Source organism: Halobacillus litoralis (assembly GCF_020524085.2).
GTDB lineage: Bacteria > Bacillota > Bacilli > Bacillales > Halobacillaceae > Halobacillus > Halobacillus litoralis_E.
Window position 1 is genome coordinate 816,569 of the sequence record NZ_CP129016.1, and the last position, 12,797, is coordinate 829,365.

The following is a 12,797-nucleotide window of genomic DNA, read 5'->3' on the forward strand; positions in this document are numbered from 1 at the left end:
CAGGTTGACTTTCAGCCTCCATAAACTTCAGGCTTCAACACTCCGACGTACGGAAGGTTACGATACTTTTCTTCATAGTCCAAGCCATACCCGACAACGAATTCATCAGGAACTTCGAACCCAACTGTATCTGCTTTAATATCCGCGCTTCGTCCCGTCGGTTTATCAAGCAGGGTAACGATTTTAATGGACTTTGCTTTGCGGTACTTGAATAAGTCGACAAGATAGGCAAGTGTTCGACCACTATCGATAATATCTTCAATGATCAAAATGTCGCGACCCTCAACCTTCGTATCAAGGTCTTTAACAATTTTGACTTCTCCTGAAGATTCCATACCTCCGTGATAGCTGGAAACATCCATGAAATCCATTTCCAAATGAGTTTCCATGCGTTTCAGCAAATCAGTCATAAACGGAAGGGCGCCTTTCAATACCCCGATCGCCAAAGGAAAACGATCTTCATATTCTTTCGAAAGTTCCGCTCCCAGCTCTTTACACTTTGCCTGAATTTCCTCTTCAGAAATCAAGACCTTTTCAATTTCGTTATGCATGATTGCTCCTCCTACGTGTCTGCTTTGTTTTTATAATGTAACCGAAGCCATGAACCTGATGAAAGGCTAGTACGCTCCCCGCCTTTTTTCAAACCAACCACCCAAAGGATCTTCCCTGCTTGATCTGTAACGATCGGCCAGGTAGGGCGCAGACGGGCCGGGATCTTTTGGTCGATAAAAATATCTTTTACTTTTTTCGAGCCGTTCATCCCTCTCAGATGCATACGATCTCCCTCCCGCCTCGTACGAACGACAAGTGGGAGTTTTACGTGATGCGAATCACATAGATACGTATGAGCATCCTCTGTACCGTCTCCGCTGAACCAATCCGCCCTGATTTGTGCTCCATCAGGAAGGTGAAGCTCCTCCCCCATGTCGAGTGTGTAGGAGTACCCCTTCCATTCTTCTTCTTTTGAAAAAGAAAAAGTGATGTCATCATAGGCACGGATGATCTTTAACCCTTCCGGAAAGTCCAGGGAAGCATTCGGTTTTTCATCATTTAAAAGGTTCATGAACATTTCTTCATGCAAGTAAGAAATGTCTTCGTTTTGGTTCACATACAGATAGTTCAATATTAGATGAAAGGCTGTCCTTTGTAAAGCAAGCGGGAATGTTTTGAAAGTTTGTTTTGATAATTGTACGAATTTCTCAACATTTGAAGAAAAATGGACAGTTTCCAAGACTTTTTGGGCCTGCTCATTTATGTATGATCTTTCTTCTCTCGCTCTCTCGCTCCACACCTGCATATGCTTATGAAATTGGGGGTTGCTTTCTTTTATAAAAGGCATGAGGTGCTGCCTGATCGCATTACGTGTGTACTCGGTTTCCTCATTGGACGGATCCATCCTCACCTCTAAGGATTGATCTTTCAGATAAGAAGCGATTTGATCTTTGGAAGCCGTAAGGAGCGGGCGAATGATCTTACCACAAGCGAAAGGCCTTGTAGCAGGCATGCCCTGAACCGCTTCCGGTCGTGCACTGCGCATAAGCTGCATCAGTATCGTTTCTGCCTGATCGTCACCGTGATGCCCCATAACAAGTGCATCCGCTTCATAGGCATACATCATCTTTTCAAAGAACGCGTACCTCAATTCCCTCGCAGCTTCCTGCGTGCCTTTACCGGTATCTTTCTTATACGAAGGGACATCCACAGTAGTTCCAACAAATTCGACGCCCCATTCTTCGCACATGTTCTCAACAAAACGAAGGTCTGCTTGAGATTCCTCTCCTCTCAATTGATGATCGACAGAAAGGACAATCAAACGAAGAGAAAGCTTTTGTTTCATAGCACACAGAACATGCAAAAGAGCGACCGAATCCGGCCCCCCGGACACAGCCACCAATAGGGTCTGATGCGGCTGGATCATTTGGTGTTTCGAAATGAAGGTATGAACAGCATGATCCATCAGGTTTTCCCCCTGTCTCTGTCTGTATATCTCTTCCTATCGTATCACTATTCGTAAGCACTTCAAAAGATAAGCATCTATTTCCCAGTTATTTTTGAAAAGGAGAGGACTTCCTCTCTCCGATCCACTTATCCTCATCTTAACAAGGTGATTTCATTAGAAAAAGAAACTCACAACCGAGACCGCAAAAAACACACCAGTTGCGACCGTTAAAGCAGCAAGTTCGACATTCTCAGCTTTTTTGTTCTGCACGCGCCTCTTACGGGGTGAATCAGGACGGGTGTCGCGTTTCATCAGCACGCTGGAAAGGTGGTCTTTCATTTGTGTCGCACTTTGTATGTTCCCTTTCCAACATTGTTGAATTACCCGTTTATAGGGTTTCAGAACAGGAGATGAAGCCAGTTTATTTTCCAGCGTCTTTTGTGGATGGCTCCCTTTTTCAAACCTTGCCGGGTGGCCCATTTCCATCATGATCATCGTAACGGCAAACAAATCATAAGTAGTTTCTGCTTTTCGGGAGCCCATGTTCCAATAGCCCCGATCATAAAATTCCGTGTATTCTTTAATAGCTCGCCCTATAGCCGTCACTCCCCCCACATCGATCCAACGGACTTTTGAACCGGAAACTAACAAATTGTCCGTCTTCAAATCACCAAATACATACCCCGCTTTGTGAAGGTTTTCAAGGTCCGCGAGTAATTGAATAGCCAGAATGCCGATCCAGTCCTTCGTCTTCCCTTTCAAAAATTCTGTGACCGGTTGTCCTTCGACGTATTCCATTACATAAAAAGGGAACGTACGCCCCGACCGATCCACCCAGTCATCCACATCAACAAAAGAAGGCCCAAGTTTCACCCCTTGGACCTTACTGAATTTTTTGAGCATATTCACTTCCAACATCATTCGGGAACTATCTTCGCCAATCTTAAGGGCATACGTATCCCCTTGATGGGAACGACATAAAAAAACAGTTCCGCAGGCTCCAGCACCCACATTTTTGATGATGGTATAAGTACGACCGCTCCATTTACCGGTTACTCGACTACCAGGGGATAAGTCAAAAACCTGTTTCTTCATATGGATCTTCCTCATTTCTCAACCGCTCATCGAGAGGTTTCCCTGCAAACGCATAAAGCGCCTCTTTTAAGGCAGGCCCTGTCGGCGTGTATCCTCCACTATTCAACTTGGAGAAGATCCCATGTATTTCACCCAATTCCGGTGTCCATCCCACCATTTTTGTAATGGTTTTTTTCGGATCCGGAAAAGCATACACACTGAATTGGTTTGATCCTGATCTCGCATTCAAACTAAGGGATAAATCGAAAAGAGCATCCTTCACAGTCGGCAGCTTATGGTGCATACTTGCACTTGTATCCACCAGCACAAGCACCTCAAGGTCGCAGCTCTCTCCGAGTTCATCCACCACCTCCACCACTTCTCCCCGCTGCTCCGGGGGAAGTTCTTCGATGGTTTGTTTTTTACCGAGGATCTCTTGTAATTCTTTATTAACAACCCCTTGAATCGTTTGGGTCATGGCTTGTCTCGTCACCATTTGCACGGTTTGGGACAAACTTTTCTGATATACAATTTGACTGACGCCTCCACCTGCTTCGGCAATCGATTCTACTTCTTCAAGCCCTTGTGGCCTGCCATTTTGCCGGTCGTCAAGAACGCCAATCACATTGACCGTTATTCCCTGGTTCCTCGCAAGCGCTGCGACGACGACAGGGTCTTCTCCATGGTTCGAGCATCCATCCGTCAATAAAAGAATCTGCTTTAATCGGCCTGGTTTCATTGTGCATATCCCTCCTGATTCGTTGCTTCCATCATCGCCGAAAAGGAGGAATTCTATACTAAAATCAGGCCTCTTTTTTCACCGAAGGAATCGACTTCCACTCCGGCATATAACGGTCGATCCGCGCTACGATAATCGTCATATCATCCACGATCGATCCAGATTGTGTACGTATCACCTCTTCTAGTAAAAGATCAGCCATCGCTTGCGGATCTTCATCGGATATTTCCCTGATCTTCCGCTTGAGCCACATGTCCACATTACCGATTTGTTTCGGACCTTCTAAAATTCCGTCACTCATCATGATCAGGAAATCTCCTGCCTTCAACTGTTCACTCCTCATATCCACGTCGACATCCGGGATGATTCCCATTGGCAGGTTTCCGGCCTCGACGGTGAAAATTTTATCTCCTCGTTTTATATAGCTCGGCGTACTGCCGACCTTAATGAACTTGGACGTCGCCTGGTGCAGGTCAATCACCGCTAAGTCCAACGTTGAAAAAATTTCATCATTTGTCCGTAAAGACAATATGGAATTGATCGACTGAATGGCTACAGACTCCTGGATGCCTGATTGTAGAATCTGTTTCAATAGCCTCAGCGTTTCCATACTTTCCTCATGAGCACGTTCCCCGTTACCCATTCCATCACTGATTGCTAATGCATATTTCCCCCTTCCAAGCTCCATCATTGTAAAGCTGTCCCCTGAAACGAACCCTCCCCCCTTAGCTGCATGCGCCACTCCTGATTCAATTGAATAATGTTTCGCTGATCCAAATGATAAATAACACCTTCCGTGTGGATATGGAGAGATTTCTTCCATTGTGACGACAATGGTTTCTCCAAGAATATCCGAAAGGACTGGTGCTATGATTTTCGCTCCTTCCCCTCTATAATTATCAATCTCTACAATTAATTCGAGATCCATGTTCCCTGCATCCAAGGAATAGATTTCTAATTTTTGAATCACCATCCCCATTCGTTCAAGTGCATGGTAGATCACCTGTTCTTTATGTTCATGATGCTCCCGCTCTTTGACAATTTCTTTTGCAAAATTGTTCATGACATCAGAGACGCCCCGGAGCTGTTCAGCTACAAACTTCCGGCTTTCTTGCACCTGACGCTTCAATTCTTTGTTGGCATGATAAAAAGACAGTTCATGATTCATCGTATCAATCAACTTTTGCGGTTTGACGCAATGCTGATCGACGTTCTTTCGCATGACACGGCTGGGCTCCCCTCTTTCGTCCAACTCATGCATAAGATCGGTCATTAAGTTATGGGTGTCGTCAAATTGATTGACCCAACATTTTTCTTTCTTAAAACATGATTGGCAGGTTTTTTCCGTGACATGACTTAAAAAATAGTCCACTTCCTCTGTGTCCCCGCTATCCTCCTTTGGAGACTCTAAATGAGTGAAACTTTTCGATAAAGCCTGAAAAACGTCCGAAAACTTCCCGACCCTGACAGCCGTGACGTCTCGCACTTTTTGTAAGTATTTTTGCTGTTCCGAATGGTGTTCATCCGTCCCCGGAACGTATCTGGATAATTGTTTGACCCAGTAATTTGGAGTCAGTATAAATAAAGCCACTGCCCAGGCTGAGGCCCATAGCGAAGATGGAAGATCAGCTCCATTACTCACATAGAAACCGATCAGTAAAGTACCGACGATGAGTCCAGCGCTCACCCCGGCTTTTTTCCCTTCTTTTAATAACCCCCCTAATAAGCCTGAAAAAGCGAGCAGGCTCATTTGATATATGTGATCCATATTGGATAAGCTTAAAACCAGTCCGGTCACTACACCGACCGTTGACCCAATCGCCGCTCCGGCAATATAGGCCATCAAAATAACTAAGTAGCGAGCAAATATATCGACGACGGCAACGCCCTGTACCTGCCAGCCGATCATCCCTGTTAACACAGAGGCCAATAAGATGATTAAACAAACAATCTCTTCATTTGTTAACGACGGTTGATACCTTTGTGGTGTTAAAAGCGGAATGCTTTGCATAAAGATGAGTACAAGGATAAAAGCTAGTACTCCTTCTGCCACCATCAAAGTAAGTTCGTAAAGCTGCCAACGATCCAGCAGAGCGAGACTCACCGTTCTCGGAATCAAGCTTGCCATCAATGCGATCATCGGCAGCCATTTCTGGGGGTGACTTGTTTTGCGCAATGCCAGACTTAAGAGCAAAAAAGTCGTCGACGCCCCTACAATAAAACCCGCGTGACCGTAGCTGTATGTAGAAGCCCCGGCGGCCATCATAATTGTGACGGGTATGACAAGCGGACGCTTTAACCACCAGATCACCGCTAAAAATGCTACGCCAAAAGGGGCCATGGACGATAGAATAATGGCTCGTCCTAGTAATAACGCCAGCACCATGTGGAAGACCCCTTTGTTTGCCATAAAGGAAAACGTACCGAATGAAGCCTTTTGTAACCCTCTCACGATCCCGGATCCTCGGACGGTTGATTGACGACTTTCTCGTTTTGATACAGTTCCTAACATTTTTATCACTCCTTCTTTGTGAAACCTATTAAACCACACCCAGAACAAGCATTTTGTCAAAACAACAGGAGAGCAGAAACAAAAACTTCGATGGTTTTCACAAGAAGAAAGGTCGTTTCTACAAATTCTCCCCACGCGCACCCCTCTGCTTTCCAAAAATCTTCCTCATTCCCTAGCGAAATAGACAGAGTTATCTGATATTTTTATCTTGTTGACACTTTATTTATCATGGTGTAATATATTTTTTGTGCTTCCGAGAGAGCATTCAACAAAATGGCGGTGTAGCTCAGCTGGCTAGAGCGTACGGTTCATACCCGTGAGGTCGGGGGTTCGATCCCCTCCGCCGCTACCAATATTTTTTTTCATACATACTGGCCCGTTGGTCAAGTGGTTAAGACACCGCCCTTTCACGGCGGTAACACGGGTTCGAATCCCGTACGGGTCATCAGAAACATTCTTGTCCTAAAAAAGTCGCGTCTCTAATACAGAGACGCGACTTTTTTCTTTATTTATACTTATTAACATATGGCAAGATGGCGGAAAAAAAGTTTCGAGATGTTCGTTTGCGTTTAGTGGCTCCGGGAAACAGTTCGCTTTCCATGGGGCGGGCGATGAGCCTCCTCAGGCTTCGCCTTCCGGGGTCTCACCTGTCCCACACGTCCCATAGGAGTCTCACCCTTTCCCTCCGCCACTTGGTCGTATAAGCGTCTCGAAACCACTTCTAGAATATGCAGTTATTCAGCTTAATAGGAATCTAAGGTTAAATCTCCCACGCCCGGTTTCATGAATCTTGAAAGTTTGATACCGAGCATTCTATGCTTCTAGCTTCTAACAGTCAGGTAGTGGAAGACACTCAAGCTTGGTAAAGGGGTTCGTTTCTCACATTCAACTAATGGGGCGGTTGGGAAGCTGGGAGTCTCCCGCGGTAATGGATTGGCTGAAGAGACCCCACAGAGCGGAGCTCGAGGAGGCTCTCCGTCATCCCCGCAGGAAAGCGAGCGGCTTCCCAACCACCCCTGACTGCCAACAAGGCAAACGAACCCTAAAAACGGAGTCTTCCACAATCGGGAGCTTTAGTGGAAGAAATGAGTGCATACAAAAAAGCAGATCCGTAATGGATCTGCTTTTTATTATGAAGACGTGCACCTTTTACTCATTGTCCTAGACAGCAAGCTATCCTCTTTTAGCACCTCGACCTCCACGTTTGGATTCCGTGTGCTTCTTCAGTGATGCTAGACGCTCGTCACTATCCTTTATAAAACGGTTCATTTTCTGTTCGAATGATTCAGCCGGCTTACGAGGTTTCTGTGGGCGACGACCGTAGTTCTCTTTTTGCTTTCTTAATGGAAAGACCAATCTTCCCATCATCTCCGACATTAATGACTTTCACATCCACCTGGTCTCCCTGGCTTAAATGCTCATTAATATCTTTTACGTAGTTATCGGCAACTTCACTAATGTGAACTAGACCCGTCTTACCATCTGGAAGCTCGACGAACGCTCCGAAATTAGTGATACCCGTTACCTTACCCTGCAGCTTGCTGCCTACTTCAATTGACATAAAAAAAAATGCTCCTCCTTAAGTTTTCGATAAAAAAATTATCCTTCTTATATATTATATATAAGCTTTGAAAAGAGTGTCAATATGACGGGTCCTCATTAGGCATTTTAAATATAATTTCTCCTTCTTTTGAGAAGAAATAGTTCGTCCGCGCAATCTGGAGCACATACTCTTCATCCTTAAGAAGTTCAATTTCCTGCTCTAAACCTTTTTCCTCTTTTTTCAAAGCGGTCATCTCTTGCTGCAGCTGTTCATATTTCTCCTGCTTATCTGCATACAAAGACTGTTGTTTCATAGAATAAAACACCATGGAGCCAGCAACGATCGACACTAACAGGGCAAACATAACGAGACGGCGGACTAATCGCTTTTTCTTACGTTGGTGTCTGTCCATATAGGCATCGTAGTGCTTCATGTATGTAGAATCCAAACGTGCCACAGACTCCTTTTGTCTCTTTGCCATGAAAGTAGGCCTCCTTTACTTCTTGATTCGTTTCATCCAATTGTTCATTGTATTCTTCATTTTATCCAGAAACCCTGCTAAATCCCTTAAGTATTTTTTCATGTTTTTCGGCAAGAGTCGCCAAATGATTCGAAAAATTAGCCGGATCGGATAAAATACGACAAGAAACAATATAATGGTACCCTTTAAAAGTATCTTATAAACGCCAAGAAGTAAAGAAATTATAAGGAAAATGATGGATTTCGAGGGGATGAAAATTAAATAATACACGGTCTTCTTTAAGAAGCGGAAAACAGCCAGGCTGACCCTGATCCACATTTCAAGTGTTTTTAAGTAAAGTTTCTGAAACAATGCACGATACGCGGCAAATCCACAAACGATGGCCACGAAAACATAAACCCGCAATTCTCCATAGTTGGCAAGATACAATAAATAAAAAAGAAAAGAGGCTTGAAAGAGCCAAAAGCTCAGCTGATAAATGATTTCAAGCCATCCCCTCTTTCTTTTTCCGAAAAAGCGCTCAAACGTATCCAATGAAGCGCCGACAAACATCCCTCCCCCAATCATGGCAACAATGGTTATGAATTGAGTGGTGAGGGTCATTTGAACAGCTTGCTAAACAGGCCTTTAGCTTTCTCCCCTTGATGCTCGTCCAAGTAGGTCATTTCATACATTTTCCCTTTGATTGCCACGACTCCAGAATCCAGGTCGAGGTTTTTCATTTGAAGGTTTTGCCCACGGACAACAAGATACCCCATCGATGTCTGAAGAAGGAATTCTTCACTATCGAAGCTATCCACCTCTTTCACACCTGAAATTTCTATATTTCTTCTATTCCATACTTTCACATTATGCTCTACCGGTTGCTGACTGCGTATCCCTTGATTCTTTTCATAACCTTCCATTTCTTCACAGCCCCCTTCTCTAGTACAAGCTATGAGAAAAAAGAGGAGATTAGAACTTTAGAATGCGGAAGCGCCTTGGGCAGCCCCGATAGAATAATCAAGACGATCAGTTGTATTATGATCCAAGCACCAATGAGAGTTATCCCAGATAAAAAAAGAATACACATAAGCAAAAAACCACTGCCGAAACTGGCAGTGGTTTTTGTCAGGGTTGATTGACAGGTTCTTCTTTTTTAATTTCATAAAGAGTCGTAGCTTCATTTTTTGTGACATTCTCTTTTAATGATTTCACTTCAATCGTCAGCACTTTCTGGCCAAATTGAATGGTCAGTTCGTCCCCCACCGCTACGTTACTTGCCGCTTTACTTTGAGCGCCATTGATGCTGATACGCCCTTGATCAGCCACTTCTTTCGCAAGCGTACGTCTTTTGATCAAACGGGAGATTTTCAAGAATTTATCCAAACGCATGTTTATTCCGCTCCTTTATGTTTTTCTTTCGCTTTTACCCATAATTTCTCTAATGAATGTAAATCATAATCTTTTAATTGCTGTCCTTCTGCATGTGCTTCCTTTTCCATGGATGAAAGACGGGTTCTGAATTTACGGTTCGTCCGCTGCAGTGCATTTTCACTACTGATCTTGTAGTGTCTGGCAAGATTAACGATTGCGAACAGCCAGTCTCCGAATTCCTTTTCCATCTCTTCACGGTCTCCGAGGTCACGCGCTTCCTTGAATTCCTGCCACTCTTCTTCCACTTTTTCAATGACAGGAGCAACAGTATCCCAATCAAATCCTACTTTAGCTGCTTTCTTCTGCAATTCATCCGCTTGAAGCAAGGCGGGAAAACTCTCGGGAACGGAGTCAAGAATGGAATCCGGCTGTTCTCCTTTTTCCACTGCTTTGATGGCCTCCCAGTTAGTGATCACTTCATCAGAGGAATCCACTGTGATTTCACCGAAAACATGAGGATGCCTGCGGATCATTTTTTCCGTTATGGATACTATTACGTCGTCGATTGTAAAATATCCTTCATCTTCCCCGATTTGGCTGTGCAGCATGACTTGAAGCAGCACATCCCCAAGCTCTTCAACCATATGGTCATCATCCATGCGGTTAACGGCATCGATAAACTCATAGGCTTCTTCAATCATATATTTCCTTAGAGATTCGTGCGTCTGTTTGCGATCCCATGGACACCCTTCCGGACTTCTCAGAATCTTGATCACTTCTCTCAGGCGGAAAAATTTATGATTGAGAGACTCTTTTTTTACAGGGGGGATATAAACACTGGTTAGATTATTCACTTCCACGCGTCGGTCCAGCTCTTCCAGAGGGACTGTCACAATCTCTTCGTGTTCACTCCCTGCAGCTGTGACTATGGTTACCGGATAATCTGCCGGTAAATCTTCAAGCAATGTCAATTTGACTTCTGATGCGATTAAAGAATCGTAAACCTGACATAGGATCAAATGATTTAAAAACTGAAGCTCCTCCCGCTTCAAATCTGTAGCGTCTGCAAACTGAAACCCTTCAATCGGGTCAATTTCAAGCGCTGTGAACGTGGCATCAAGAAAGCTTTGGCCGCCTTTAATATGGAGAGATACCTCCCCTCTGTCCCGTGCCTGAATCAGTAATTGAACCGTTTGTTCAGCAAGCATAGGATGTCCAGGGACGACATAGGTTACGTCCTGTCCATCGGAATAGGCAAGGAGACGGGAGACGATTTCTGTGTACACATCTCCGAATTGATCATGGGATTCATATACAGAATCAAAACTTTCAAATGGGATTCCTTCTTTTTGCAACGCTTGGATGACTGGGTGGTCGAGGGTCCGCGCATAGAGGTGGGATTGATTCTGTGTCAATTCACGGTAGACCCCGAGCGGAAGCTGCTCTAAATCCGCAGCCCCAAGCCCGATGATTGTTATGGTGTTCATTGGTTCATTCCTTTCGGCGAAAGTTTCCATACGACCTTACGAAAAGGTATGACATCTAATTCTTCATTTGTGAAGCTGCCCGTTCTGAGAAGAAGGCCAGCATAAATCAAGGCACCAAATCCTGTGACAAACAACGTGTACAGGAATAAAGGCAATCTTGCATCTAAGTCAAAAACCAGGAAGGCAAGCATTTTAGCCAGCCATAGTCCGAACATCATTCCTACAAGAGAAATTAGGATCCCCTTCCAAGGGAGCCTGATCCATTTTCCCCATGGAACTTCATGTCTTAAGGTTACGATATTTCCGATTAAAACAAAAGCGACAGCCATCACCGAGGCAATTGCAGCTCCTTTTAAACCCCAAAAAGGAATGAAGAGCATATTTCCAGTCCATTTCATAATCAGCCCTCCGGCAATCATCATAGCTGTTTGTTTCATATAACCAAGCCCCTGCAATATGGAAGAAAACGTAATAGAGAGAGAACTTCCGAAAATGACGAGCATCAAGATTCTTAAAGCACTCGTTCCTTGATTGTCCTGGAAAAAGGACTGATTAATGGCAGGAAACAAGAAAATCAGGCCCGCCGTTGCCCCAACACAAAGGAATACGGTCATTTTGACAGCGCTGACCACCGATTTTTTTACTTTTCCAGGATTTTGATTCATTCTTGACCTGGTGACAGAAGGGATCAGAGCAAGAGCGAGCGAAGAAGCAAGAACTGTCCCTAATTGAATGAGTGGCTGCCCTCTGTCGAATACCCCTTTCCACATACGCGCATCTTCAAGCGCCATCCCTGCTTTTTGTAGATTTGGGACCAAGGTCAATGCATCAACGAGCTGCAGGGACAAAAGCAGCATGTAGTTTAAACATATAAGGAGACCGTGCAGAAAAATTGTCCGTTTATACGAAACCTGTTTGTCCCACCTTCGCCATGTCCACATGTCCCTCTTTCTCATCAACCAATAAAAAAGTACGGAAAACGCAGCGACTGCACCTGCCATTGACCCAAGTGATGCTCCTAATCCTATTGCATAAACGTCCGTTCCCCGCATGACTAAAACAGCAGAACCAATAATGATTCCGACTCTGAAAACTTGTTCGATAATTTGAGATACAGCTGTAGGACCCATCTCATTTTGTCCTTGAAACGCACCTCGAACGACCGAAACAAACGGAACAAGGAGAAAAACAGTAAATGCCGCTTTTAAAGAAGTTGTTAATTTTTCATCTCCCATGACAGAAGCAATCCACGGAGAAGATAGAAATCCAGCAACAAAAATCAGTCCAGATGCCATCATCACCCACCAGAAGACAGGTAGGTAAAACGACGGAATGGATAAAGGGGAGGATTCATCACCTATGTCTGAAACGAGTTTTGAAATAGCTGCTGGGAACCCGTACAAGGCAAGGATAAGAGCGATACCGAGAATGGGATACACTTGTTGATAGACATAAAAGCCAAGATCTCCGGTTAAGTTCTGAAGCGGGACTCGATAGCCCGCACTGATGACCTTACTGATTAATCCGGCTAGGGTTAGAATGAATGCCCCTTGTAAAACAGAGCGTGAGCGTAATTTGGTCATTTTGGACCCTTTCTAATTTATATGTATTCAGAACATTCATTATATCATAAGAAAAGGTCAGACCCCGTACCCGCTCGGATCTG

At 44.4% G+C, this 12,797-nt stretch carries 11 protein-coding genes, 2 tRNA genes and 1 pseudogene; 2 read left to right on the top strand and 12 right to left on the bottom strand.

The window, feature by feature from the left end; genetic code table 11:
• Positions 1-11: 11 nt before the first annotated feature.
• From hpt to spoIIE, 5 genes are all read right to left on the bottom strand, one after another.
• Complete coding sequence (gene hpt / locus LC065_RS04360) at positions 12-551, bottom strand: hypoxanthine phosphoribosyltransferase (RefSeq protein ID WP_115824762.1); 540 nt, start codon at positions 549-551, stop codon at positions 12-14.
• An 11-nt stretch (positions 552-562) separates the two neighbouring features.
• Positions 563-1,957: a tRNA lysidine(34) synthetase TilS gene (tilS, locus tag LC065_RS04365; RefSeq protein WP_226594923.1), complete on the bottom strand. Its 1,395-nt coding sequence runs from the start codon at positions 1,955-1,957 to the stop codon at positions 563-565.
• A gap of 156 nt (positions 1,958-2,113) precedes the next feature.
• Positions 2,114-3,034 carry a protein kinase domain-containing protein gene (locus tag LC065_RS04370; RefSeq protein ID WP_226594926.1) on the bottom strand — a complete coding sequence of 307 codons (921 nt, stop codon included), beginning with the start codon at positions 3,032-3,034 and terminating at the stop codon, positions 2,114-2,116.
• The gene (locus LC065_RS04375; protein ID WP_226594928.1) at positions 3,015-3,752 is read right to left on the bottom strand and encodes a vWA domain-containing protein; all 738 of its coding nucleotides are present in this window, start codon (positions 3,750-3,752) and stop codon (positions 3,015-3,017) included. The genes LC065_RS04370 and LC065_RS04375 overlap by 20 nt, the downstream gene beginning before the upstream one ends.
• A 64-nt stretch (positions 3,753-3,816) precedes the next feature.
• Complete coding sequence (spoIIE, locus tag LC065_RS04380; protein WP_306163773.1) at positions 3,817-6,264, bottom strand: stage II sporulation protein E; 2,448 nt, start codon at positions 6,262-6,264, stop codon at positions 3,817-3,819.
• Positions 6,265-6,539: 275 nt separating this feature from the next.
• Between spoIIE and LC065_RS04385 the strand changes: the two genes are divergently transcribed.
• Positions 6,540-6,616, top strand: a tRNA-Met gene (locus LC065_RS04385).
• Positions 6,617-6,637: 21 nt separating this feature from the next.
• Positions 6,638-6,709, top strand: a tRNA-Glu gene (locus LC065_RS04390).
• 728 nt (positions 6,710-7,437) lie between these two features.
• Here LC065_RS04390 and LC065_RS04395 read toward each other — a convergent pair.
• From LC065_RS04395 to LC065_RS04425, 7 genes and pseudogenes are all read right to left on the bottom strand, one after another.
• A pseudogene (locus LC065_RS04395) lies at positions 7,438-7,825 on the bottom strand (S1 domain-containing RNA-binding protein).
• Between the two features lie 79 nt (positions 7,826-7,904).
• On the bottom strand, positions 7,905-8,288 hold the full coding sequence (locus LC065_RS04400; protein WP_226594932.1) for an FtsB family cell division protein: 384 nt from the start codon (positions 8,286-8,288) through the stop codon (positions 7,905-7,907).
• A gap of 15 nt (positions 8,289-8,303) precedes the next feature.
• Positions 8,304-8,891: a spore cortex biosynthesis protein YabQ gene (yabQ, locus tag LC065_RS04405; RefSeq protein ID WP_226594934.1), complete on the bottom strand. Its 588-nt coding sequence runs from the start codon at positions 8,889-8,891 to the stop codon at positions 8,304-8,306.
• A complete protein-coding gene (gene yabP / locus LC065_RS04410) occupies positions 8,888-9,193 on the bottom strand; it encodes a sporulation protein YabP (protein ID WP_220586281.1) in 306 nt (101 codons plus the stop codon). The genes yabQ and yabP overlap by 4 nt, the downstream gene beginning before the upstream one ends.
• Positions 9,194-9,398: 205 nt before the next feature.
• On the bottom strand, positions 9,399-9,662 hold the full coding sequence (locus LC065_RS04415) for an RNA-binding S4 domain-containing protein (protein WP_226594936.1): 264 nt from the start codon (positions 9,660-9,662) through the stop codon (positions 9,399-9,401).
• Positions 9,663-9,664: 2 nt separating this feature from the next.
• A complete protein-coding gene (gene mazG, locus LC065_RS04420; protein ID WP_226594938.1) occupies positions 9,665-11,131 on the bottom strand; it encodes a bifunctional methyltransferase/pyrophosphohydrolase YabN in 1,467 nt (488 codons plus the stop codon).
• Positions 11,128-12,714 carry a putative polysaccharide biosynthesis protein gene (locus tag LC065_RS04425; protein ID WP_226594940.1) on the bottom strand — a complete coding sequence of 529 codons (1,587 nt, stop codon included), beginning with the start codon at positions 12,712-12,714 and terminating at the stop codon, positions 11,128-11,130. Before LC065_RS04425 ends, mazG begins: the two co-directional genes overlap by 4 nt.
• Positions 12,715-12,797: the final 83 nt, after the last annotated feature.